Raw genomic sequence first — 25085 nt, 5'->3', positions numbered from 1 at the left:
GCGGTTTATTAAGAAGACCTATATCTCGTGCAGACCCGACGCTTTATAAATCAGACAATTACTTTGCTTATGGCTGCCATGCTGTTAATGGTAGCAGGGGCGAAGTCATGGTCAGGTAATAACGACGGTGCGTTTTTCAAAAATGAGAAGGCGGCACTTGAAAGTCTGGCTAAGGAAGATGCTTCCAAAGCGCCTGAGGGAAATCAGGCTACGGTTAGTTCCCTTTCTCTCAATGCGGTAATTACACCCGCTATCTCTTTCGATTTCTTCCAATATTTTTATTTCCTTCCTTCAACCGTCTGGAGCTTTGTGCAAAAGGAAACGGTTGTGGAAATTGCCTACACAGAAACGACAAGATTGTTATCCTGCTTCAACAGGATTTTTGGTCGTTATATTGTCACCAATGCCCCCTGATAACCAGGCGATTCTGCATTTCTTATCGGATGTTCATACCATAACGTATCGTACGTTTTTCGGGTAATTTGGCATCTTTTGGCTTTTGCCGCTTTTCTGATTTTGTAAAAACAATCAATTAATAATACCAATGACCAATAAAAATGGAGTAATAGGGTTGTCCATTGTGCTGGCCCTTATTAGTGTTTACTACCTTTCTTTTACGTTCGTTTCGCGTAATATCAAAGGTAAAGCTGAGACCTATGCCATGGGAACAGATGGCAAAGTAGATGTGTCTAAAAAACAGCATTATATCGATTCGCTTTGGCGTGAAGATGTATATCTGGGACAGACATTACAGGAAGTAATGGAACGCGAACTTAGCCTTGGACTTGACCTTCAAGGTGGTATGCATGTGGTTTTGGAAGTTTCTCCTGTTGATATTCTTAAAGGAATGGCTGGTGGAAATGCCCGTAGTGCAGCATTTCAGAAAGCACTTACACAGGCAGGTCAGGACAAAAAAGCAAGCAACAGTACATTTGTGAGCCTTTTTGTAAAAGCTTTCAAAGAAGCTGCTCCTAATACCAGCCTTGCAAGTGTTTTTGCAAATAGCGCCAACCGTGGCAAAATTAACAGCACATCTTCGGACAGTGATGTTATCAAAATGCTTAATACTGAAATCGATGGGTCGATCGAAAGAGCTTTACAAATTACACAAGCACGTATTGATAAGTTTGGTGTAACAAACCCTAATATTCAAAGACTACCTGGTAAAAACCAGATTTTGGTTGAACTTCCGGGTGTAGATAATCCTGAGCGTGTACGTCGTTTATTGTCAGGTGCTGCGAAACTTGAATTCTCGGAGGTATATCTTACCAATGAACTAGCCTCAGGTTTGGACCAATTGGGTAAATACCTTTCAAAACAAGCGGAAATTGAGAAAGCTGCTAAGCCAACTACTGCGGCGGCTGCAACTGATACTACTAAAAAAACCGGCTTGGGCGGTTTGGCTGCTCAGCTCGAACAAAAAAGCGACTCTTCCGCAACCGATTCTTCTGCTTTGGCAGCTCAAAGTGCAGCATTGACAAATCTTTTTGTACCAATGCCACAAGGACTTGGTGTATACATGAAGGATACCGCACGTGCTAACCAGATCTTGAACCGTCCGGAAGTTAGATCGTTTTTCCCGGCTGACCTTGTGTTTATGTGGGACCGTAAAGGAACCGCCGGAGCCAACAATCAGTTGATTCTGCCATTGTATTTTATCAAAAAATCGAATGGACAGGCTGCAATGGAAGGTGATGTGATCGTGGATGCAAACCATGACTACGATGACCGTGGCCGTCCGGAAGTAACTATGCGTATGAACGGAGAAGGTGCACGTAAATGGCGTACACTTACTGCAAGAAGCGTTGGTCGCCCGGTTGCGATTATTATTGATAACCTTGTTTACACTGCTCCTACCGTGCAGGGTGAAATACCGAATGGTAACTCGAGCATCACTGGTAACTTCACAGTGGAAGAAACCAAGGATATGTCTAACGTATTGAAAGCGGGTAAACTTCCTGCTCCTACGCATATCGTTGAAGAAGCAGTAGTTGGTTCTACACTTGGTGCAGAGGCTATCTCACAAGGCGTTTGGTCGTCGGTAGTTGGTCTTGTCATTGTATTGGTATTTATGTTTGCTTATTATAGCAAAGCAGGATGGATAGCGGATTTGGCGTTGTTCATCAACCTTTTCTTCTTGCTGGGTATCATGGCGTCTTTGGGTGCTGTTCTTACACTTTCGGGTATTGCTGGTATCGTGTTAACGATTGGTACTGCGGTGGATGCGAACGTACTGATCTATGAAGGTATCAAAATTGAAATCGAAGAAGGAAAGCCTTACAAACAAGCTGTAACGGATGGTTTTAAAAATTCTCTTTCAGCTATTATTGACTCCAATGTTACTACGTTCCTGACTGGTATTATCCTTTACGTATTTGGTACAGGCTTGGTGCTTGGTTTTGCCACAACGCTCCTTATCGGTTTGGTTACATCGTTCTTTACAGCTGTCTTTATCACAAGATTGATTCTTGAAAAACAAACTGAGGCGGGGCATGTTTTCAAATTCTATTCAGGATTGACCAAAAACTGGTTTAAGGATAACAACTTCGATTTCATTTCTCAGCGTCGTCGTTTCTACGTTATTTCTACCGCGATCATCGTTATTGGTATTGGCTCGTTTATCTTCAAAGGTTTCGGTTTGGGTATCGATTTCAAAGGTGGACGTTCTTACATCGTTCGTTTTGAACAATCGGTGGAGACTGATGATCTGCGTGCTGCAATGGATGATGTACTTGGAATGCCAACCGAAATCAAAACTTTTGGTGGTTTTGACCAGGTTAAAATTACAACGCCATATCTGATCGAAGACGTATCTCCTGATGCAGATCAGAAAGCTGAGGCCAAGATTCTAGAGGGTGCTTCCAAGCTGAAAGGTAATCCGGCCAAGATTGTAAGCTACTCTAAGGTAGGACCTACAATGGCTTTTGACACGATGATTTCAGCTGTTTATGCCGTACTACTTGCCCTGTTGGTAAACTTTGTATACATCTTTATACGTTTCAAAAGGCTTGCATTTAGTTATGGTGCAGTAGTATCTCTGTTTCACGATGTGATTATACTTTTGGCTGTCTACTCTTTGTTTAATGGTTGGTTACCGTTCTCATTAGATATTGATCAGGCGTTTATTGGTGGTATTCTTACGATGATCGGGTATTCGATGAATGATACAGTTGTAATATATGACCGTATCAGAGATTATATGAACGAGAATAAAGGTAAGAATGAGAATATTTCAACGGTTATCAACAACGCACTTAACAGTACTTTAAGTCGTACGGCTGTAACCGGTATCTCGGTAATCCTTGTACTCTTGGTATTGATGATTTTCGGAGGTGTTGTACTTCGTGGGTTTACCTTCTGTATGTTGCTTGGGGTAATCGTTGGTACCTATTCTTCTCTTTTTGTGTCTGCTCCTATCGTGGTAGATTTCCTTCAGAGAGATAAGATGAAAGAAGACCTCACTCCTGCTGTCGAAGGTGCTGGACAAATAGCCGCTGCGAACAAAAAGATCAAAGCGTAATAATTTAGAGGATTAAAAGGGGAAAGTAATTTACTTTCCCCTTTTTTATTTTGCAGTTGTGAATACTTAGCAAATTTTCTTTTAGTTTTAGGGAATAATGATAAAATAATTACAATAGAAAACTCTTTATGGCAAATCAACTTTGGGTTAAAAAGCCTATCGAAAAATTATTAAAAGAATCAACAGGTGAGGAGAATCAATTAAAAAGATCATTAGGATCGGCTAGCCTTGTTGCACTGGGTATTGGTGCGATCATTGGTGCCGGTCTTTTTTCATTGACAGGAATCGCCGCAGCAGAACATTCCGGCCCTGCCGTAACGATATCATTTATATTGGCTGCTGTCGGATGTGGATTCGCGGGTCTTTGCTATGCAGAGTTCGCATCCATGATTCCAATCGCTGGTAGTGCATATACCTATTCGTATGCTACCATGGGTGAGTTTGTGGCCTGGATCATTGGATGGGATTTGGTTCTCGAATATGCTTTGGGAGCTGCAACGGTATCTGTGAGTTGGTCGCGATATTTGCTCGAATTCCTTAGTAAGTTTGATATACACCTGCCTGCGCAGTTGGTTTGTTCCCCATTTGAAGTTGTAAAATTGAGTGACGGTACTATTATTGACAATGGTATTGTTAACCTTCCTGCAATTCTGATCGTTTTTCTTTTGTCGTTGCTCTTGATTAGAGGTACAGAAGGTTCTGCTTTTCTTAACAATCTTTTGGTAATCTTGAAAGTTACCGTCGTTTTGGTTTTTATAGCACTTGGATGGAGCCACATCGATCCACAAAACTATGTTCCTTACATTCCTGAAAACACAGGTAATTATGAAAACTTCGGATGGACTGGAATTGCAACCGGAGCGGCAGTAGTATTCTTTGCGTTTATTGGTTTCGATGCAGTATCAACAGCAGCACAAGAAGCTAAGAATCCACAGAAAGGAATGCCAATTGGTATCTTGGGGTCGTTGGTGATCTGTACCGTTCTATACATTCTGTTTGCACACGTGATGACGGGACTTGTTAACTACAAGGAATTCCTGAACGATGCTAAACCGGCTGCAACTGCATTTGCCAAAACCGGATACGATAGTTTACAAACGGCGCTCATCGTGGCCATTCTGGCGGGTTACACATCTGTAATGCTTGTAATGCTTTTGGGACAAAGCCGTGTGTTCTATTCCATGAGTAAAGACGGATTACTTCCTAAGTTCTTCAGCCAGGTTCATCCTAAATTCAGTACACCATGGAAAACGAACGTGTTCTTCATGTTCTTTGTAAGTATTTTCGCTGGTCTTGTACCTGTAAGTGATTTGGGACACATGGTAAGTATCGGAACGCTGTTTGCATTCTGCCTTGTTTGTGTGGGCGTGTGGATGTTGCGTGTTAAACGTCCGGATATACACCGTTCGTTCCGTACTCCACTAGTACCGTTCGTTCCAATTATGGGTATTGTAGTATGTCTTTATCTGATGTATTCATTACCTATTGAAAGCTGGTATCGTCTTGCCGTCTGGTTGGCAATCGGTTTTGCTATCTATTTTGGATACGGTAAAAAGAACAGTAAACTAGGAAAAGAAAATAATCTTAACTCTTAAGTTCTTACAAATAAAAATTGCCTGGTTTCACTTCGAAGCCAGGCAATTTTTGTTTTTTGGATATAACTGAAACGCTTTCAGTAGGCTACATTCTTGCTAAAACTCTTTCCGAAATCGTTTGTCCGATCGAGAGGGAAGAAGTTGCTGCTGGCGAAGGAGCGTTACATACATTGATAGCACCCTTATTTTCGATGATTGAGAAGTCATCCAGCAAACCTCCGTCATAGTCGCACGCCTGCGCTCTTACACCTGCTCCGCCTGGTATAAGATCATCCGACTGGATGTCAGGAATAAGTTCCTGTAGTGCTTTGGTGAAAGCAGCTTTGGAAAAAGATCTGTAATATTCTCCCATACCAGTCTTCCAGTATTTCGCCGCTACCTTTCTGAATCCCGGCCATGCCAGCGATTCCAGCATTTCGGGAACGTTTATATCTGTCTTTTTATATCCTTCTCTTTTAAATGCAAAAACGGCATTCGGACCAGCTTCTACACCACCTTCAATCATCCGCGTAAAATGTACACCCAGAAATGGGAAATTAGGATCCGGTACAGGATATATCAGGTTGCGAACCAGATGATGCTTTTCTGGTCGTATTTTGTAGTATTCACCTCTGAAAGGAATAATACGGACTTTGATGTTTTCGGGTTGAGTTAGCTGTGCTACTTTGTCGGAATATAACCCTGCGCAATTAACCACCAAGCGCGTTTGAAATACCTTACCAGATTCAGCAACGACTTCTGAATGAGTTCCTTTATTTTTTATATCAACCACTTTCTGACCAAAAAACAAATCTCCACCTGCTTTTTGAAAGCACTCCGCATATTTTTCAGATACTGTTTTGTAGTCAATAATACCAGTATATGGTACCCAAATTCCTTCAACACCCCGAACGTGAGGCTCTATTTCTTTAATTTCGCCAGCACTGATCATCTTGTTATTTACAAGGCCATTCTGCATTCCCCGGTCAAACAGATTTTTAAGTAATGGTTTTTGCTCCTCGCTTGTAGCGACCACAATTTTGCCACAAAGATCAAATGCTACGCCTTCACGTCTGCAAAAATCAATAAGCATTTCATAACCACGAATACAATTGGTGGCTTTCAGGCTTCCGGGTTTATAGTACAAACCCGAATGAATAACCCCGCTGTTGTGACCGGTTTGGTGTTTGGCAACTTCATTCTCCTTTTCGAGTAACAGAATTTTAAGAGAAGGCTTTTGTTCTTTAATACGAAGAGCTGTGGCAAGGCCAACAATGCCTCCGCCTATAACGATGATGTCATGCATGGAATATCAGATGTCTTTTTTCAAAGAAGAAAATTGTGGTTGATTAATATGCTATCCTGGAAAAGATATCTTGCCCATTGTCACCGCAGGTACGCCTTCACGAGAGCTAAAGGTATCGCCGGTACCTGCAACGGTTTCGTTGGCTAAGACTGCGAATAACACCGCTTCTTTGGCATCTCCGGAAACACCCAGTTCATCCAATAGAAACACAGGATAGTCCGGGAGCTGATCTTTAATGGCTTTCATGAGTATCGGATTATGAGCTCCGCCGCCGCTAGCAAAGATTTTATATGATTCGTTATTGTTTGTTACCTTTCTGATTGAGTCTACAATTGTATCTGCACTCAGTTGTGTTAAGGTTGCAATAATATCATTTCTGGAAAGAGACGATAACCTCGATTTTTGAATTGCGTTTTCCACATAGTCGAAATTGAATACTTCCGGACCTGTGGTTTTAGGGAATGGTGCATCAAAAAACGATTTCTCTTTAAGCACTTTCAAAAATATTTCGTTGGGTATGCCGTTGCTTGCGACCTCTCCGTTTTCATCGTAAGGTTTTCTGAAAAAACGCCTCATGTAGGCATCAATAAGCGTATTTCCTGGTCCGGTGTCGGTGGTAAATACCGGAAGTTTTTCTGAGGGATCGGTATTCACTGTCCCGGGTAGAAGAGTGAAATTTGCAATACCGCCCATGTTGAGCAATATCCGGTTTTCGCCTTTTTTGGAAAAAAGAAAATAGTCGCCATAAACTGCCAAAGGAGCTCCTTCTCCGCCTGCCGCAACATGTTTTTGCCGGAAATCGCTTAGGGTAATGATATTGGTTTCAAGTGCAATATGATCTCCATCGCCAATTTGAAGCGTGGCATTTGGAAAATCAGCGAGTCCGTGCTGGATTTTAGGTGCATGAAAAACAGTTTGTCCGTGACTTGCTATAAGGTCAATTTCGGATGGAGCAATGTTCCATTTTTCCAGACAGTCGAGAATCATTTTGCCATGTTCAATACCAATAAAGGGATTGAGCACACACAAATGCTGGAAGTCAATTTCACTTTTGGCAAATACTTTGCGAATCTCATCCCGGAACGTTTCAGAGTAAGGAACTGTAGTGAAATTCTCTACTTCCAAAATGGTATCCGTTCCGCTATTTTCTATTTTGCAAAGAGCAACGTCCAATCCATCAAGCGAAGTCCCGGACATCAGTCCAATAATTCTTCTGCTTTTCTGATTGGCAATGGTATGCAGTTTCTCTACATGCTGTTTCATGACTACGTCTGATAACAGAAAAAGTCAGGTTTTGAGGAGTATTTCCCTGCCTGACTTTTTCTCTTTCAACACAACTTTACCTTATTGTGGTGAAGGGGTTGTTTGTGGTTTATTGGTATTGTTGCTCCGATTTCTCGGTTTGTTTTTCTTCTTTTTCTTCTTTTTTTGTTCCTCGCTATACTTACGATCCAGATTTTCCAGATCACTATTTAGCTTTTGAGGCCCTTTGTCAGCACCTTTTTCAGGTTCAGGTGTAAGAATTTCCAGTGATTCAGGAATGATGTTGTTTTTGTTCAGTTCAACAATTTCCAAAACCTTGCTGATCGCAACCGGATACCAGTTTGTATCCTTCTCGAAGCCGAACCACATGATCTTCTTGAAAATATCGGTCTTCTGAAGTGTCGCTACTCCCTTTTTTGTTTTCAAAGGAGCATCTACGGTTGGTATGTCCCTTAGCGCATCTATATAAGTTTCCAGCTCATAGTTCAGGCAGCATTTCAGCCTTCCGCATTGTCCCGAAAGTTTGGCCGGATTCAGAGATAGATTCTGATACCTTGCGGCAGACGTAGAAATGTTTTTAAAATCAGTAAGCCAGGTAGAGCAGCACAATTCTCTTCCGCAAGAACCGAGTCCACCAAGGCGGCTAGCTTCCTGTCTCAGACTGATCTGACGCATTTCGATACGAACCTTGAACTCAGAAGCAAGCTGCTTGATAAGCTCACGGAAATCCACTCGCTCTTCTGAAGAATAGTAAAATGTCGTTTTGGTGTTATCCGACTGGAATTCAACATCCGACAGTTTCATATTCAGTTTCAGCTCGCGGATAATTTCCCGTGTGCGGTAAAGCGTTGGCATTTCACGTGCCATTGCCTGGGTATGTTTGTCAAGATCTTTTTCAGTAGCTACACGATATATCACGTGTAAATCATCACTGATCACGACATTCTTACGCTTCATTTGCAGGCGAACCAATTCACCTTGCAGAGAGACCGTACCCAAATGCTGACCCGAAGCCATTTCGCAAACCACGTAATCGCCGGTGATAAATTCCAGCTGATTTATATTGCGGAAATATTCTTTTCTTCCGCCTTTGAACTTAACTTCTACTACATCGAACCTCTGGCTGGTTGGCACGTCCATATGGCTCAACCAGTCGTAGACATTCATTTTATTACATCCACCTGTTCCACAGGTTCCATTACTTCCACATCCGGATACCGCCGACCCACTGGTACTGCATCCTCCGGATGAACATGATCCACATCCCATAGCTTCCTCTTCATCTAATCGTTATAACGAATTAAATCCATACCGATGTCGTGCCGAAAATATTTGCCTTCATATTGTATAACCTGCGCAGCGCGCTGAGATTTATGTACAGCGTTTTCGAGGGAGTTCGCCATGCCGGTTAGGGCCATTACGCGTCCTCCGTTTGTTACGACTTCGGTATTTCCATTAAAGGTGGTTCCTGCATGATATAGGTGAACGTCTTCCACCTTATCGCTGCCGGTAATTACCTTGCCTTTTTCATAATCCCCAGGATAGCCACCAGCCACCAAAACGGTTGTTACCGCCACCTGAGGGGAAATTTTTATTTCAAAGTCATTCAATGTTCCTTTTGCAGTTGAGGCCATAAGCATTGCAAAATCCGACTGGATACGTGGTAAAACCACCTCCGTTTCCGGATCGCCCATGCGTACATTGTACTCAATGACAAAGGGTTCGCCTTTGATATTCATTAACCCTATAAAAATAAAGCCAACGTATTTGATGCCTTCGCTTTTCAGTCCGTGCAGAGTTGGTTTTACTACTTTCTCCTCAACTTTACGAAGAAAATTTGCATCTGCAAAACTTACTGGTGATACAGCACCCATTCCGCCCGTATTGAGACCGGTGTCATTTTCTCCGATACGCTTGTAATCCTTTGCTTCCGGAAGAATCTTATAATTTTCTCCGTCTGTCAAAACAAAAACGGATAACTCAATTCCTTTAAGAAACTGTTCAACCACTACTTTATTTCCAGCGGCACCAAATTTGCCATCAACCAGCATCTCAGTAAAAGCCTGTTCTGCTTCGGCATGTTTTTCAGCAATGATAACACCTTTTCCTGCCGCCAGACCATCCGCTTTCAAAACGATTGGTAAGGGAAGTGTTTCAAGATATTCTAGTCCAATAGCCAGTGTTTCAGCAGTAAATGTGCGTGAAGAAGCTGTTGGAACGCCATACTTTTGCATGAAGTTTTTGGAGAAATCCTTACTTCCTTCTAATTGTGCACCAGCCTTGTTCGGTCCTATCAGTTTTATTTTGGACAGTTCAGGGCGCGATTCGAAGTAATCAACAATTCCATTAACGAGAGGTTCTTCCGGTCCTACAATGACCAGTTCAATGTTGTGTTCAAGAACGGCTTTTGCTACACCTTCGAAATCGTTGTACGAAATCGGAAGATTGGTTGCAATCTGTGCTGTACCGGCGTTTCCGGGTGCTGCATATAAACCATCACAAAGGGGGCTTTGAGCAATTTTCCAGGCAAAAGCATGCTCTCTACCTCCCGAACCTAATATAAGTATATTCATAATTGATTTTAAATTTTGTCAAATCGTAACGCCTCCCAGAGCCTAAGTGAGGGCATTACTAATTTGCCAATTCCGATAAAAACTTGATCCGTACCAATCTTAATTCTTCTTCGCTTATTTCATCATCTGAAAATTCATCAAGAGCTGCCGCAATATTGTCCGTTTCGGCAGTCATGAAGTAATCGTAAATGTCCTGCTGACGTTCACGGTCAATTACCTGGTTGATGTAATAGTCAAGATTAAGCTTGGTTCCGGAATAACAAATGTGCTCTACTTCTTCGATGACATCGGCCAGGGGAAGGGCTTTTACCTCCGCGATCTCATCCAGGCTCACCTTGCGGTCGACCTGTTGAATGATAAAAATCTTAATTTTTGATTTATTGACAGTCGATTTAATGACAACATCCTTCGCAGTTTCGATGTCATTTTCTTCTACATATCTGCTAATCAGTTCAATAAACTGCTTTCCGAATTTTTGAACTTTCCCCATTCCCACACCATTGATCTGGGCCATTTCCTGCTGGGTAGTAGGATAAGTGGTTGCCATTTCTTCCATTGAAGGATCCTGGAAAATAACGAATGGGGGCAGGTTCTTTTCTTTTGCAACTTTTTTACGAAGTGCCTTGAGCATACCAAGGAGCGTTTCGTCATAGGCGTGTGCACTTCCACCGGCATTGCCCTCTTTATCTTCGTCTTCGGCTTTTACATCTTCCTCGTCGAAGTTATGATCTTTATGTAGCGTGATCGGGTAGGGGTCATTAATATATGACAAACCTTTCTCTCCGATTTTCATAACGCCGTAGTTCTCAATATCCTTTTCAAGATAATTGAAAATGACAAGCTGGCGTATTACGGAGATCCAATAGTCCCGGGATTCATTCATTTCCAAACCTTTACCGTAAACGTCCAGTTTGTCGTGTTCGTAACTACGAACATACTGGTTGTCTTTGGCAGTGATCAGGTCGGCTATGTGCTCACCGTCAAATCTTTGTTCTGTTTGCTGCACCGCACGTAACACCAGAACAACTTCATCCTGGACTTTGGTTTTTTCGGTTGGGTGCATGCAATTGTCGCAGAAACCGCAATCTTTATCCAGATATTCACCAAAGTAGCTCAGCAATTGTCTTCTCCGGCAGGCACCAAGTGTTGAATAAGCCACCATCTCGTTAAGCAAGTGGCGGGCATTATCACGTTCGGTTACTGTTTTGTCTTTGTTGAATTTTTCAAGTTTCTGGATATCGTCATAACTGTAAAACATCAGACAGTTACCTTCCAGTCCGTCGCGCCCGGCTCTTCCAGTTTCCTGATAATAACCTTCCAGGGATTTGGGAACATCGTAGTGGATCACAAATCTTACATCCGGCTTGTCAATCCCCATTCCAAAGGCAATGGTGGCAACAATCACGTCACAGTCTTCATTCAGAAACGCATCCTGGTTAGACATCCGGGTATTGCTGTCGAGGCCCGCATGATAGGGGAGAGCCCTTACATCATTCACCGAAAGCAATTCGGCAACTTCTTCCACCGTTTTCCTGCTCAGGCAATAAACAATGCCCGACTTGCCCTTATTATTCCGGACATAGCGGATCAGTTGCTTTTTAGTATCCTTTTTGGGACGGATTTCGTAGTAAAGGTTTTTTCGGTTGAAAGAAGATTTAAATGTCTCAGCTTCTTCCATTTGAAGATTTTTGCGGATATCCTGTTGCACCTTCGGAGTGGCTGTGGCAGTAAGCGCAATAATCGGCAGATCACCAATGTTTTCAATGATGCCATATATCCGCCTGTATTCTGGTCGGAAATCGTGTCCCCATTCAGAAATACAATGTGCTTCATCTATGGCTACAAACGCAATTTTTACTTTCTTTAAAAAGTCAAGATTATCTTCTTTTGTTAAAGATTCCGGTGCAATGTAAAGTAGTTTCAGACTTCCGTCCAACGCGTCGTTTTTCACGCGCGTCATTTCACTTTTGGTAAGTGTTGAATTAAGAAATTGGGCGTTGATGCCAAATGCGGTCAATTGGTCTACCTGATTCTTCATCAGGGCAATAAGCGGCGAAATGACGATGGTTAGTCCGTCGCTCACAAGCGCTGGTAACTGATAGCAGAGCGATTTACCTGCTCCGGTTGGCATAATCACAAAAGTATTCTTCCCTAACAGGATGTTCTGTATAATAACCTCCTGTTCCCCTCTGAACTGACTGTATCCAAAAATCTCTTTAAGTCTTTCTTTTAACGTGTCTAATACGACAGTATCAACCTTCTTTACCATACTCTGTTAACAAAATGGTTATCCCAAACTTCTCTATCTTTGTTTTTTGAAATGAATAATTGCAATTGGTTCTCAATAAAACTGTGTTTCAGATTTGAAATTAATAAAAAATATTCAGTCCATAGCAAAAGAAGTGTTACAGAAGGAGGCCATAGCTGTACATAATCTGATTGAAAGGATTGATGACGAATTTGAAAAGTGTGTGCACCTTATATTGAATTCTGGTGGCCGGGTCGTCGTGTCGGGAATTGGCAAGAGTGCAATCGTTGGTCAGAAGATAGTGGCGACGCTGAATTCCACCGGGACGCCTGCCCTATTTATGCATGCCGGTGACGCAATTCACGGTGATCTGGGCATGATTCAGAACAATGATGTGGTGATTGTCATTTCAAGAAGTGGAGATACGCCGGAGATAAAGGTGCTGATACCGCTTTTAAAAAGAACCGGTGTGAATATCATCGCAATGCTGAGCAACAGGGATTCTTACCTGGGACGTAACGCGCATTTGGTATTACATGCTTATGCACCTCTCGAAGCAGACCCACTGAATCTGGCACCAACCACAAGTACAACGGTTACCATGGCTTTGGGAGATGCACTTGCTATTTGTTTGTTGGAAGCAAGAGGTTTTACACATCAGGATTTTGCTAAATTTCACCCTGGCGGATCTTTGGGCAAAAGACTTTATCTGAAAGTGTGTGATTTATATCCAAATAATGCGCTGCCGGCGGTTTCCGAACATGCTACCTTAAAGGAAGTAATACTGGAAATAACCTCAAAACGTCTTGGTGCGACATCAGTTGTAAAGGAATCTGGCAAAATGGCTGGAATTATTACAGACGGAGACCTCCGCAGAATGCTGAATCAACATGCAGGAGAAGTTTTACCCGGACTTGTTGCTTCTGATATCATGACAACCCATCCGATATCAGTCGGTCCGGAAGAGTATGCCGTGAATGCTCTGGAAATCATGCAGTCAAGAAGTATCACACAGGTTGTGGTCGTTGAGGACGACTGTATTGTAGGTTTTGTTCATCTGCACGATTTACTAAGAGAGGGGCTGGTGTGAACCAGCCCCTCTCTTAGTAAATCGCCTTGTTCGTATTATCTGAACCTGTTTGATTGCTGAACCTGCTTCTCATCTTTACGGATGAAGCGATTTGCAAAAACATTGGATAACATAGAGGCTACCAATCCGTAAAACCCTATTTCGTAATTACCAGGATTACCTTCGTCGAACAACTTAGATGTAGTATAATAGGTGTAGTAAATGACAAGACCGATAATAACAGTCATTAAAATTGAATTGACAGCACAAAGTGCCGACTGGAGTACCCGATTCTTAAAGCTGAAAATAGCATATGCTGTAACCAGTGCAACAAGAATGGCTAGAATAATAAAGTAATAAACCGGCTGTACTTCTGATTGAACTGTGTTGATTTGATGTGTTAGTTTCAGTGCAGTAAGCTCTGCGCTTTGTGCACCTGATGCGGCGATTTTAGTCCAGATAGGAAATGAAAGAAAAACGCCCATTCCTATGATGGTGATGGCTAAAAATACAGTTTGAATTCGTTGTAACATGGTAAAATGTAATATTTCTAAAAACAGTTATCCTGCAAAATTAATAAAGAAGGTTCAGAGGTGGCAACGTGCCGGGAAAATTATCCAACGACCTCACCATACAGATCGAACTCCTCTGAATTAGTTATTTTAACGTTAGCAAAATCTCCAAGTCGTACGTATTGGCTCGCAGAAACCAGTACTTCATTATCAACCTCAGGAGAATCTGATTCTGTGCGGCCGATAAAATGCCCGCCTTCTTTTCTGTCAAAAAGCACTTTGTATGTATTTCCTATCTTCTGCTGATTCAGCTCATAAGAAATACCTTGCTGCAACTCCATGATGGCATCCGCGCGCTCCTGTTTGATTTCAGCCGGAATATCGTCAGGCATGGTGTAGGAGTGCGTATTGTCCTCATGCGAGTACTGGAACGCACCCAGTCGGTCGAATCGCATTTTTTCAACGAAGTCATAGGTTTCATCGAAAAGAGCCTCTGTTTCGCCCGGATGTCCCACGATAAGTGTTGTTCGCAACGTGATGCCCGGCACTTTTTCTCTGATTGATTCAATCAATGACTCAGTTTTTTCACGTGTAATGCCTCTCCGCATGGATTTCAATATTTCCGTAGATCCGGTCTGTAACGGCATATCAAGGTATTTGCAAATATTGCTTCGCTCGTTCATGATGTCCAGTATGTCCATTGGAAAACCAGCAGGATATGCATATTGCAATCTGATCCAGTCGATGCCTTCTACGTCAGAAAGTTGAGCGAGTAAATCAGACAAATTTCTTTTCTTGTATATATCCAGACCGTAATAGGTAAGGTCCTGAGCGATCAGAATCAGTTCTTTTGTTCCGCGCTTAGCCAGTGACTTAGCCTCTTTCACCAACTCTTCAATAGAGCGGGAAACGTGTCCGCCGCGCATAATTGGAATGGCACAGAAGCTACAAGGACGATCGCAACCTTCTGCAATTTTCAAATACGCATAATGGCTGGGTGTTGTGAGTAAACGTTCACCAACAAGTTCGTGTTTGTAATCTGCTTTAAGTGTTTTGAGCAAACGGGGAAGTTCATTGGTTCCAAACCATGCATCAACAGTTGGGATTTCTACGGAAAGTTCATCTTTATAACGATGAGACAAGCAGCCAGTTACATACACCTTATCAACTATTCCGGCAGCTTTTGCGTCGGCATAGCGCAGAATGGTGTTGATAGACTCCTCCTTTGCATTGTCGATAAAACCGCAGGTGTTGATTACTACGATCTGAGAATTATCCTTTTTTGATTCATGAGCTACATCAAACCCGTTGCCTTTCAATTGGGTATATAGCACTTCCGAATCCACCAGGTTTTTGGAACAACCCAGTGTTACAATATTGACCTTATTTTTAACTATTCCTTTGGTTTTCATTATGGAGAGCTGTTAGCTTTCTGTGCTGAGCTAGCAGCAAGTTATGTTGTTCGAATAAACGGATTAACGTATTGCGGCTTTTACAAGTAATTGATATTGAGCAAGCAAAACGGGCTGCAAAGATCGTGAAAAAATATCAGAATAGCGAGATTAACGGATCAGGGGAAATAGCTGTTTCTGGGTTTGCGTGGGCATTTTCAAAAAATGATGAAATATTTTTGAAACACCTTTTGTTCTGCTTGTTAACAGAAGCTCGCCTTTACCTTTGATTGTAAAGCGGTAATAATCAAATGGTAATTTGTAATTGTTGTTGGTGAAGATAGTAACCTGCTCAATATCGTCTTCATACAATTCATAAGAATTCTGGGGCGTATTGATACAAATCAGCTTATTTAATGGATACCAAATAATGGTAACGCCTTTTGTATATTTCCAATGATTGATAGCCAGAGACAGGATGTAAAAAGATAAACCTGCAAACAACAGAATTATGCCGAAAATGATTATTCCACTTGTCCAATCGGAAATTAATATTCCATTTTTCCCGAAAAATAGCACTTTGAAAAGCGCTAGTAACATTCCTGCTAAGTATATAGCAAAGAGAATGTCCAGGTTGGAGAAGTAGGATTCAAATGAAGTTTTAAAGAATTGAGGCTCAGTAGATCTTTCATTTTTACCGTCCCTGAGCAAGGCTACAACCATAGCAACGAATGGTCCTACTATCATGACTGATATCAGGAGGACTGCTATAAGTGTTTCTCCGTTGGTCAATTACTACCCAATCTTTTTAAACAATGAATCCACAAACTCAGCCCGGTCAAAAACCTGCAAATCATCCATTTTTTCCCCTACTCCAATGTACTTCACAGGAATTTTGAATTCGTCGGAGATGCCTACCACAACGCCTCCTTTGGCAGTTCCATCCAGTTTGGTGACAGCCAGCGCCGTAATTTCGGTGACTTTGGTAAATTCACGTGCCTGAATGACGGCATTTTGTCCGGTACTGCCATCCAAAACCAACAGGACTTCATGTGGAGAATCAGGAATGATTTTCTGCATGACACGTTTGATTTTAGAAAGCTCGTTCATCAGGTTTACTTTGGTATGCAACCTTCCTGCGGTATCAATGATGATGACATCGGCACCAATTTCCATGCCTTTTTTCAATGCATCATATGCAACAGACGACGGATCGGTGTTCATGCCGTGATCGATAACGGGCACATCCACTCTTTTTCCCCATAACTTCAGTTGTTCTACAGCAGCTGCGCGGAATGTATCAGCAGCGCCAAGTACAACCTTGTGTCCGCGCGAATGAAACTGATGAGCCAATTTCCCAATGGTAGTAGTTTTGCCCACGCCGTTCACGCCTACAACCATAATTACATATGGTTTTGGCAGGTGGGCGGTTTCAAAGCTGTCGGTAAAATCAACCGACTTATTTTCTGTAAGCAAGGCCGCAATTTCTTCACGAAGAATTACATCCAGCTCAGCTGTGGTAGCATATTTATCGCGGGCTACTCTTTCTTCAATACGTTTGATAACCTTTACTGTGGTCTCTACGCCAACATCAGAGCTTACAAGAATATCTTCCAGCTCGTCAAGAACGTCTTCGTCAATGGTGGTTTTCCCAACAATGGCGCGGGAAAGCTTTCCAAAGAAGCTGTCTTTTGTCTTTTCAAGACCTTTATCTAACGTTTCTTTTTTCTCTTTTGAAAAAAAACCAAATAAGCTCATATCGGCGTGGTGAAAATCGGTAAAGTATAAGTGTGCCCGTGTTAGTCCTTAGAGGACTGTAATTTATTACAAGCCAAAATTAAAACAAAAAAAGTCCCGAAAGGGACTTTTTAAAATGCAATATTTTGCGACCAATTGAAATGCAATCAATTTCAGTTTTTCAATGCGCTTTGTACACCATCAAGAGGTACAATCTCTTCTTTGAAGGTATATGCTCCTGTTTTAGGAGATTTTACGGCTTTAATAACTTTAGCAAAAGCTTTACCGCCTTCTTTTTTCAGGGTAGCAACTACTTTCTTTGCCATGTCTGTATATATTTAAAATGTTATCAGTTATCAACAATATGCTATTCAAGACGAACTCTGATCAATTGTGATTAACCAGATAGACCTTTTACTTAATAAGGAAGTCTTATTTAATCTCTTTATGCAGAGTATAACGTCTCAGGAAAGAATTGAATTTTTTCAATTCCATACGGCTAGGCGTATTTTTACGATTCTTTGTAGTCACATAACGTGACATACCTGGTACACCGCTTTCTTTTTGTTCAGTGCACTCTAATATAACCTGTACTCTATTACCTTTCTTAGCCATTACTTTACATCGTTTTACAAATAGGACTGCAAAAGTAATGATATTTCATATTATTCACAATAAATTATTTTAAATAATAAATAAAATTTCATGAAGAAAATTCGCCTATCTTGTTTTAACTAGCTGTTTGTTAGGTATTTGAGTAGATTTTTAGAATATCGCTATTGGATGATTTGTAAAATTTTTGAGGGAAATCTAATACAAACTTACTTTCTTCGTGTAATAAATTATCGGTAATAGCGATAACATGGCGGAAATTCTTTAAATAATTAAAACAATGACTCTTAAAAAAAGTACTTCGCTGGCAATTATTGCTCTAGCGGCTTCGGTATGGATTGGCTGTTCCTCTCAGGAAGACAAAGAAAAGTATGATCATTATTACGGATCAGGTAGCAAAGCGCGTGAAGAAGCATCACTTATAGCTATTCAGAATGACAAAAAAACACCAAAGCCAACCGAAACCGTATCTGCACAGCCTGGTGCTACTCCGTTAGCGGATTCTGTTAAAACGGGAGACGCTCCTGCGACCGAAACTCCTGCTGCTGACGCGAAACCTAAACGCAAACCTGTACCTGCTGAAGTTTCAGCACTGTTGAACAAACATGCTTGTTTTGCTTGCCACCAGGCATATGACAAAGTTATTGGACCAGCATATTCGGAAGTTGCGAAGAAAAAATATTCTACTGACCAGATTGTAGAATTAGTACATAGCCCAAAACCTGAACATTGGCCGGGCTACCCTCCAATGGCGCCAATGACGCACGTACCGAAAGCGGATATTGCGGTAATTGCAGGCTGGATCAATTCGTTGTAATTTGTTTCGATGTGTCGGAAGGCAGCATCGAATTATTAAGGCCTGTTATAAAAGTATCAGGATATACAGAAAATACGGGTCGTTCATATCTATGGACGACCCGTATTTGTATCTTTGCGAAAGCATTTGCATTATTATATGACTCAATCTGAAATTTCTCCCTCACTAATAAGCGAAGAACTTCTTGCCACCTATGAAAGTGTAATAGGTCTTGAAGTGCATTGTCAACTCTTAACGGAATCTAAATTATTTGCTTCTGACCGAAACTTATTTGGTACGGAACCTAATACAAATATCGGCCCTATCACGCTGGCTTTGCCTGGGACTTTGCCTAAAGTCAATAAAAAAGCGGTGGAATATGCAATCCGGATGGGCCTCGCCTGCGATTGTTCCATTAGCAGCAGAACCATTTTTGACCGTAAAAACTACTTTTATCCTGATCTGCCAAAAGGCTATCAGATATCACAGGATAAAAAGCCGATTTGCGAAAATGGCGGTGTAACTATTGCGATCAAGGGTGCTGATGGTAAAATGATCGAAAAACGAATCCGTTTTCATCATATTCACCTGGAAGAAGATGCCGGAAAGTCGGTGCACGATGGAAGTGAATCGAATACTCTGCTGGATTATAACCGTGCAGGAACGCCTCTGGTTGAGATGGTGTCGGAGCCGGATCTTCGTTCTGCGGAAGAAACCGGTGCTTTTGTTACAGAAGTGCGTCGCCTGGTAAGGTATCTGGGGATCAGTGACGGAAACATGGAAGAAGGGTCACTTCGATGCGATGTGAACGTCTCTGTTAGAAAAAAAGGTGATAACAAGCTGGGCGTAAAAGTTGAAGTGAAAAATATGAACTCCATCAGAAACATGATGCGGGCTATCACATTTGAAACTTCAAGACAGATCGGTCTTTTAGAAAGCGGAGGTGAGATACATCAGGAAACGAGAATGTTTGATGTTGAATCTGGTAATACTTACGGGATGCGGATGAAAGAAACGATGAACGATTATCGCTATTTCCCGGATCCCGATCTGAGTCCAGTAGTTATTTCGGAAGAATGGCTTGAAAGCATTCGTGCCACAATGCCATCGTTACCAAAAGAACTGCGGGAAAAGTTTACAACAGTTTATGGGATTCCGGCATACGACGCATTGGTATTGACTGATACCAAGGAAATAGCCGATTATTTTGAAGCGGTTTGTTCTAAGACCAATTTGTATAAGCAGGCATCCAACTGGCTTATGGGCCCTGTTAAATCTTATCTGAACGAAAATGAAGGAGATATTAGCCTGTTTCCGGTCAAACCTGAAAGCCTTGCCGCGCTTATCGAATTAAGTGAATCAGGAGTGGTGAGCAATTCGGTAGCATCGCAAAAAATATTACCGGTAATGCTCGCAGAGCCAGACAGATCGCCTGTGGAGATTGCTGAGACAAATAACTGGTTGCAAAATAGCAATACGAACGAGCTGGAAACGTTGGTAAATGAGGTACTTGAATCGATGCCCGACAAAGTTGACGCCTACCGAAAGGGAAAGAAAGGGTTACTAGGATTGTTCGTTGGTGAGATTATGAAAAAATCAAACGGTACGGCTGATCCTAAGCTTGTTAACCAGCTTTTGGCAAAGAAACTTCAATAACGGTTATACACATTAATAGAATAAAAGATGAAGCTGTCTAATACAAAGTACTTTTTGACATTGATTCTGCTGGTGAGCTGTTTTGCAGGATTCGCTCAGATCTCACCAAAAAGTTTTACGGTAGCAGGGAATGTTAAAGGCGGTGCCAAAGGTGAAAAAGTTGTCTTGCTACAATCTATGGCAAATGGATCTGCGATGAAAGTGGATTCTACACAGCTTTCAGCAGATGGCAGTTTTTCAATGAAAGCAACGGAAAAGGACGGCGGAAGCTTTTTTACGTTGAATATTGCTGATCGCCAGAAAGCCGTGCTTTTGGTAGAAGGCGGTGAGGTATTTAGTGTAAATGCCAATAGCCAGGGTAAGGTGCAGGTTACTGGTTCCAAAAACATGGATTATTATGCCAAAATAGACCAGCGGATGCAAGCTTTTGCGGCAAAAGTGACCATATGGAATGAAGAATTTGCCAAGGCTGAGGAAAAGAAAGATACTAAGAAGATCCAGGAAATACAGTCAGCCTATGCTGCTGCGGATAAAATTCGCATGGACGAAATCAAGAGGCTGTTCCCTGAAATGGGAACTTCGCTTATTGCATTGTTCACGGCCAATAATTTTTTGAATCCTGATAGCGATTTACCTTTATTGAAACAGCTTGCTGCTGATTTCGAAAAAGTGAGTCCGGTTCCAACGCTGGCACAAGGATTTATCGGACAGGTGAAGAGAATGGCAGGGGTGGCAATAGGAGACGTTGCGCCTGATTTTACTCTAAATGATCCGGAGGGAAAACCTGTTCAGCTTTCTTCACTTCGTGGTAAATATGTACTGATAGATTTTTGGGCGTCATGGTGTGGACCTTGCAGGCAGGAAAATCCCAATGTGGTAAGAATGTATGGAAAGTTTAAAGATAAGGGCTTTTCTATTTATGGAGTTTCATTGGATAAGGAAGCAAACGCATGGAAAGCTGCCATCAAAAAGGATAACCTCACCTGGCTCCACGGCTCCGAACTAAAACACTGGAATTCTGCTGTTGCTCAAACGTATGGTGTGACTGGTATTCCTGCAACCTATCTGTTGGACAGAGAAGGGAAGGTTGTTGCCAAGAACCTGCGCGGAGCGGCTCTGGAAGCAAAATTGACTGAGCTGTTACAGTAATTCAGCCATTGCTAAAAATATGTAAAAAGGTCCGTCAAAGCGATTTGATGGACCTTTTTGATGACTTATGAAATCAATTCGTAATAGAAATGCAGTGGATCAGGGAATTTGAAATGGTACTTGTAGTATTCTGACAGTTTTTCTCCGGAAATTATTTTAAAATCCTCGGGAATTTCCGGCTCCAAATATGTTGGGGCTTCCCATCCGAACTGCGCACAGGTGCTATCATATATTTCCTTTCGGATAGGGTGAAGCGGGGCAACAACGTTAAAAGTTTCATTGTGTACTCCCTCTGTAAGCATCGTCGTAATTATGCCAACAGCATCGTCAGGATGAATGTAATTCACCGGAATTGAACCCGTATTCATATCTTTTTTCCCTTTCACATATTTTCCGGGAATGCGGTCGTTACCGATCAGCCCTGCCAGGCGAAGTACTGAAACTACACGATCCGGACGTAAGGAAATTAGCAGGTTTTCGACTTCAACCATTTCTGGTGAAGCAGATTCCGCAGGTAGCTTCACATCCTTTTCAGTCACAGTTTTGTTAAGATCAGGATATATACCCGTAGAGCTCAGAAGGATAATTTCTTTAACTGGTGAAGATTTTATTTTATCAACAACGTATTCTATCTGTTGTCTGTAATGGCCGGGCTCGCTTTTACTTAATCTGGGTGGCAGAGATATAATTAAGGAATCAGCATCAAAAAACTTACTTATAGTTTCATTTTCGGCTGAGAAGTGGGGGTTTAAATCGAATAGAAAACCTTCAATACCAACACTGTTGAGTATTGCGACTTTGCCTTCTGAAGTAGTGCTTCCTTTTACTGTTGATGTAATATCATGTTGCAGCAAGCGTTTAGCTAAGGGAAATCCGAGCCATCCGCAACCCAGGATGCTTATTCTTTTTTTTTCTATTTTTGAGTTTTTGTTCATCATTTTGATAAGTAGCACCGAATGACCTTCTTCCGTAATCTGGCTTTGTTTAGTTCATTAATAACTTTTGTAATTTCCTGTAAAACCGATAACCGGGAGGTTGTGGATACCTCATCGGTTCAAATGGATATAGCGGTTGAAAACCTGGATCAGGAGCTTTTCAAAAGTAAATCTGTTCAAGATGTACAAAATTTTTTGAATAAACATTCCTACCTCAAGTCGTTGTATTTTACTGATTCACAAACAGACACAACGCAGTTGCCGGCTCAACTCTATAATATGTCCCAAAATCCAGGTTTTCAGGAATTCAGGGCTCAGATAGATACGATTATCGGAGACAGGAATAGCAATATCATTAACCCTCTGAAAGAAGCGTTCAAAAGAATCAAGGTCTACTATCCTGATTTTAAAGCTCCGAAAATCCAATTTATGGTTTCTGGATTTACAGGAAGTGATCTTTATGTGTCCGACTCACTAGTGATTATCGGCCTCGATTTTTTTGGAGGACCAAAGTCGCTGTACCGTCCCAACGTCTACGACTATCAGTTAAGGAAATATGAGAAGGGATACATTGTGCCTTCCATTGTATTCTTTTTGTCTAACAAATATAATTACCTCGACGCTGCTGATGCAACATTGCTTTCTGATATGATAGGATACGGGAAAGGGTACGAATTTGTGAAGCAGGTGATGCCAGACACACCTGATAGCCTTATTTTAGGTTATTCGGAGGATAACCTCATTCGGACGTATAACAGTCAGCTGGATCTATGGTCATTCTTCATCACAAATAAATTGTTATACGAAAAGAATGAATTGAAAAAGCAAAAGTACATAGGAGAAAGACCTTTTACAGTAGAGATTGGAAACAAAGTGCCAGGTGGCATTGCCAAATGGTTGGGATGGCGAATTGTGAGCAGATATATGGAAGAAAATCCAAAAATTACTCTTCAGGATTTAATGAAAAATGGCAATTCTGGGCAGATCTTGCAGGAATCGGGATATAAAGGACAAAAGGACGAAGACGAGTAGGTATTTAATTACTTTTGTGCTTAATTTTACTGTCAGGGTACTTTATATAAAGCCCGGTTTACCCGATTAATCAATTCCGTCTGATTCTAAAATCACCCATTTTAATCTGCAATGCCTGTAACACTTCTTATTTTTCTTCTTGCAGTTCCTGGCTTTGTAGTAGTTGGTGTATATCTGGAGCGTAAAGTTTCAGCCTTCATACAGGATCGTCTGGGACCTATGGAAGTGGGTAAATGGGGTTTGCTTCAATTATTTGCAGATTTGCTCAAACTTTTACAAAAGGAAGACATCGTTCCTAAGGCGGTTGACCGAAGGCTCTTTCTCATTGCACCTGTCGTTATCTTCGTTTCGGTATTTGCAGGTTTTGCTGTAGTTCCTCTTGCTCCTGGTTTGAGTGGTTCAGGGGCAGCAGTTGGTGTTTTCTTCCTGATGACAATCATTTCGGTGGACGTAATTGGGTTGTTAATGGCCGGTTGGGGCTCTAATAACAAATTTGCTTTATACGGAGCCATGCGTGCTGTGGCTCAGATCGTTTCGTATGAAGTGCCACTGGGACTTTCAATTCTGTGTGTCGTTATGCTCTCGCAAACATTGGATTTGCAGGTGATTAGCTTTCAGCAGGGGATTTACAGTGCGGATCCGGTCTATCTTTTTGGATTGAAGAGATTGGGCGTGGATGTTACTTCGGTAGGTGGTTTCTTAACCTGGAATGTTATCAGAAATCCATTTTTGTTACTGGCTTATATTGTATTTTTTATCGCCTCCCTTGCAGAGTGTAACCGTGCTCCATTCGATTTGCCGGAAGGAGAGTCTGAGCTTGTTGCAGGCTTTCATACGGAATATTCCGGCATGCGCTGGGCGCTTTTCATGCTTTCCGAATATGGGATGATGTTACTGGTTTCGTTACTGGGAGCCATTCTTTTCCTGGGTAGCTGGAATACCCCGTTCCCTAATATCGGGCCTCTGAGACTGGCCGACTGGACAAGCGGAGAACCCGGAACCTGGCTTGGATATATATCCGGTGCCTTTTGGCTGTTTGGGAAAGCACTAGCAGGCGTAATCGTACAAATGTGGGTACGATGGACATTCCCGCGCCTGCGTGTAGATCAGCTCATGTATCTGGGTTGGAAAGTGCTTACACCTGTTGGATTGGTCTTATTCTTTATTTCAGGTGTTTGGCGGTTAATAGGAATTTAAAGTTCGTTATTCCGTGATTTCAGCGCCATCCAGAATATAATTCATCTGGTAAATATCATCCGCATTCAGCTTCAGAGTACCTGTAAGTGTGAGACGCTCATCTGTCTTGAACTTACGACCATTCTTTTTAAAATTTAGTGTCATTACAGTTTCCGGTCCGGCTCCTCCACAGAAGAAACATGCACTGAAAGGAAATGCCGACAAAACGTATAAGTTGGCGTCCAAATCAACGGGTAGAATGTAACCAGTGATAGTGACCTGTTGGTTTTTGAGCTTCTGAACACTTGGTCCAAATGTGGGATGTAGCATGTAGATTGACTCTGCCGCATACCATTTCTTTTTAAAGGTTACATCCCGGAGCGTTTCCCAGGTAACCTTCACCGGAACGGCATTGGGATTTTTTTTAGAATCTATCGTAAAGGCAGACAGCGAAAGAGTAAATGCTAATATGATGAAGAGGCGAAAGGATCTCATGGGTAACATGTTTAGAAAGCAACATTGGTTTTTTTGACTAA

The 25085-nt window shown here is 41.8% G+C and carries 22 protein-coding genes; 9 read left to right on the top strand and 13 right to left on the bottom strand.

The annotated features are described in order from the left end of the window. Nucleotides 1–27: 27 nt before the first annotated feature. From LZG71_RS21390 to LZG71_RS21380, 3 genes are all read left to right on the top strand, one after another. Complete coding sequence (locus LZG71_RS21390; protein ID WP_233823860.1) at nucleotides 28–414, top strand: hypothetical protein; 387 nt, start codon at nucleotides 28–30, stop codon at nucleotides 412–414. A 130-nt stretch (nucleotides 415–544) separates the two neighbouring features. Beyond that, nucleotides 545–3520, top strand: coding sequence for a protein translocase subunit SecDF (gene secDF, locus LZG71_RS21385; protein WP_233823858.1), 2976 nt, complete (start codon nucleotides 545–547; stop codon nucleotides 3518–3520). 128 nt (nucleotides 3521–3648) lie between these two features. Continuing rightward, the gene (locus LZG71_RS21380; RefSeq protein ID WP_233823856.1) at nucleotides 3649–5115 is read left to right on the top strand and encodes an amino acid permease; all 1467 of its coding nucleotides are present in this window, start codon (nucleotides 3649–3651) and stop codon (nucleotides 5113–5115) included. An 85-nt stretch (nucleotides 5116–5200) separates the two neighbouring features. On the opposite strand, the gene lhgO is transcribed toward LZG71_RS21380, so the two are convergent. The 5 genes from lhgO to recQ form a co-directional block, all read right to left on the bottom strand. Beyond that, nucleotides 5201–6400 carry an L-2-hydroxyglutarate oxidase gene (gene lhgO, locus LZG71_RS21375; protein ID WP_233823854.1) on the bottom strand — a complete coding sequence of 400 codons (1200 nt, stop codon included), beginning with the start codon at nucleotides 6398–6400 and terminating at the stop codon, nucleotides 5201–5203. Nucleotides 6401–6451: 51 nt separating this feature from the next. Further along, nucleotides 6452–7663 (bottom strand): anhydro-N-acetylmuramic acid kinase, encoded by a 1212-nt coding sequence (locus tag LZG71_RS21370; RefSeq protein WP_233823852.1) that lies wholly within the window; start codon nucleotides 7661–7663, stop codon nucleotides 6452–6454. 81 nt (nucleotides 7664–7744) lie between these two features. After that, nucleotides 7745–8830 (bottom strand): regulatory iron-sulfur-containing complex subunit RicT, encoded by a 1086-nt coding sequence (locus LZG71_RS21365; RefSeq protein ID WP_233823850.1) that lies wholly within the window; start codon nucleotides 8828–8830, stop codon nucleotides 7745–7747. Nucleotides 8831–8946: 116 nt separating this feature from the next. Then, nucleotides 8947–10236 (bottom strand): phosphoribosylamine--glycine ligase, encoded by a 1290-nt coding sequence (gene purD / locus LZG71_RS21360; protein WP_233823849.1) that lies wholly within the window; start codon nucleotides 10234–10236, stop codon nucleotides 8947–8949. Nucleotides 10237–10294: 58 nt separating this feature from the next. Then, complete coding sequence (gene recQ / locus LZG71_RS21355) at nucleotides 10295–12505, bottom strand: DNA helicase RecQ (protein WP_233823847.1); 2211 nt, start codon at nucleotides 12503–12505, stop codon at nucleotides 10295–10297. A 94-nt stretch (nucleotides 12506–12599) separates the two neighbouring features. Here recQ and LZG71_RS21350 point away from each other — a divergent pair, with 94 nt between their 5' ends. Further along, nucleotides 12600–13574, top strand: a complete 975-nt coding sequence (locus tag LZG71_RS21350; RefSeq protein ID WP_233823845.1) for an SIS domain-containing protein — start codon at nucleotides 12600–12602, stop codon at nucleotides 13572–13574. A gap of 35 nt (nucleotides 13575–13609) precedes the next feature. Here the strand turns inward: LZG71_RS21350 and LZG71_RS21345 are convergent, their stop codons facing one another. From LZG71_RS21345 to rpmG, 6 genes are all read right to left on the bottom strand, one after another. Beyond that, the gene (locus LZG71_RS21345; RefSeq protein WP_233823843.1) at nucleotides 13610–14086 is read right to left on the bottom strand and encodes a DUF4293 domain-containing protein; all 477 of its coding nucleotides are present in this window, start codon (nucleotides 14084–14086) and stop codon (nucleotides 13610–13612) included. 80 nt (nucleotides 14087–14166) lie between these two features. Beyond that, nucleotides 14167–15477: a 30S ribosomal protein S12 methylthiotransferase RimO gene (gene rimO / locus LZG71_RS21340; protein WP_233823841.1), complete on the bottom strand. Its 1311-nt coding sequence runs from the start codon at nucleotides 15475–15477 to the stop codon at nucleotides 14167–14169. 150 nt (nucleotides 15478–15627) lie between these two features. Then, nucleotides 15628–16203 carry a hypothetical protein gene (locus tag LZG71_RS21335; RefSeq protein WP_233823839.1) on the bottom strand — a complete coding sequence of 192 codons (576 nt, stop codon included), beginning with the start codon at nucleotides 16201–16203 and terminating at the stop codon, nucleotides 15628–15630. 48 nt (nucleotides 16204–16251) lie between these two features. Continuing rightward, the gene (gene ftsY, locus LZG71_RS21330; protein ID WP_233823837.1) at nucleotides 16252–17214 is read right to left on the bottom strand and encodes a signal recognition particle-docking protein FtsY; all 963 of its coding nucleotides are present in this window, start codon (nucleotides 17212–17214) and stop codon (nucleotides 16252–16254) included. A 152-nt stretch (nucleotides 17215–17366) separates the two neighbouring features. Beyond that, complete coding sequence (locus LZG71_RS21325; protein WP_233823835.1) at nucleotides 17367–17519, bottom strand: DUF4295 domain-containing protein; 153 nt, start codon at nucleotides 17517–17519, stop codon at nucleotides 17367–17369. 106 nt (nucleotides 17520–17625) lie between these two features. After that, a complete protein-coding gene (gene rpmG / locus LZG71_RS21320) occupies nucleotides 17626–17808 on the bottom strand; it encodes a 50S ribosomal protein L33 (RefSeq protein WP_131960515.1) in 183 nt (60 codons plus the stop codon). 277 nt (nucleotides 17809–18085) lie between these two features. Here rpmG and LZG71_RS21315 point away from each other — a divergent pair, with 277 nt between their 5' ends. The 3 genes from LZG71_RS21315 to LZG71_RS21305 all read left to right on the top strand — a co-directional run bounded on the left by LZG71_RS21315 (nucleotide 18086) and on the right by LZG71_RS21305 (nucleotide 21406). Beyond that, on the top strand, nucleotides 18086–18622 hold the full coding sequence (locus LZG71_RS21315; protein WP_233823833.1) for a hypothetical protein: 537 nt from the start codon (nucleotides 18086–18088) through the stop codon (nucleotides 18620–18622). 138 nt (nucleotides 18623–18760) lie between these two features. Further along, a complete protein-coding gene (gene gatB, locus LZG71_RS21310; protein ID WP_233823831.1) occupies nucleotides 18761–20257 on the top strand; it encodes an Asp-tRNA(Asn)/Glu-tRNA(Gln) amidotransferase subunit GatB in 1497 nt (498 codons plus the stop codon). 27 nt (nucleotides 20258–20284) lie between these two features. Continuing rightward, the gene (locus tag LZG71_RS21305) at nucleotides 20285–21406 is read left to right on the top strand and encodes a TlpA disulfide reductase family protein (RefSeq protein ID WP_233823829.1); all 1122 of its coding nucleotides are present in this window, start codon (nucleotides 20285–20287) and stop codon (nucleotides 21404–21406) included. 65 nt (nucleotides 21407–21471) lie between these two features. Here LZG71_RS21305 and LZG71_RS21300 read toward each other — a convergent pair whose 3' ends face one another. Further along, nucleotides 21472–22344 carry an NAD-dependent dehydratase gene (locus LZG71_RS21300; protein ID WP_233823827.1) on the bottom strand — a complete coding sequence of 291 codons (873 nt, stop codon included), beginning with the start codon at nucleotides 22342–22344 and terminating at the stop codon, nucleotides 21472–21474. Between the two features lie 18 nt (nucleotides 22345–22362). Here LZG71_RS21300 and LZG71_RS21295 point away from each other — a divergent pair, with 18 nt between their 5' ends. Together LZG71_RS21295 and LZG71_RS21290 are read left to right on the top strand one after the other, a co-directional pair. Beyond that, on the top strand, nucleotides 22363–23373 hold the full coding sequence (locus tag LZG71_RS21295; RefSeq protein WP_233823825.1) for a gliding motility protein: 1011 nt from the start codon (nucleotides 22363–22365) through the stop codon (nucleotides 23371–23373). Nucleotides 23374–23484: 111 nt separating this feature from the next. Beyond that, the gene (locus tag LZG71_RS21290; RefSeq protein WP_233823823.1) at nucleotides 23485–24570 is read left to right on the top strand and encodes a complex I subunit 1 family protein; all 1086 of its coding nucleotides are present in this window, start codon (nucleotides 23485–23487) and stop codon (nucleotides 24568–24570) included. A gap of 6 nt (nucleotides 24571–24576) precedes the next feature. On the opposite strand, the gene LZG71_RS21285 is transcribed toward LZG71_RS21290, so the two are convergent. Continuing rightward, the gene (locus LZG71_RS21285) at nucleotides 24577–25044 is read right to left on the bottom strand and encodes a DUF3299 domain-containing protein (protein WP_233823821.1); all 468 of its coding nucleotides are present in this window, start codon (nucleotides 25042–25044) and stop codon (nucleotides 24577–24579) included. Between the last annotated feature and the right edge of the window lie 41 nt (nucleotides 25045–25085).

The sequence above is a fragment of the Dyadobacter sp. CY312 genome (genome assembly GCF_021390535.1).
GTDB lineage: Bacteria > Bacteroidota > Bacteroidia > Cytophagales > Spirosomataceae > Dyadobacter.
Note: the sequence above shows the minus strand (reverse complement) of the source record. Positions and strands in the feature narration are given on the sequence as shown.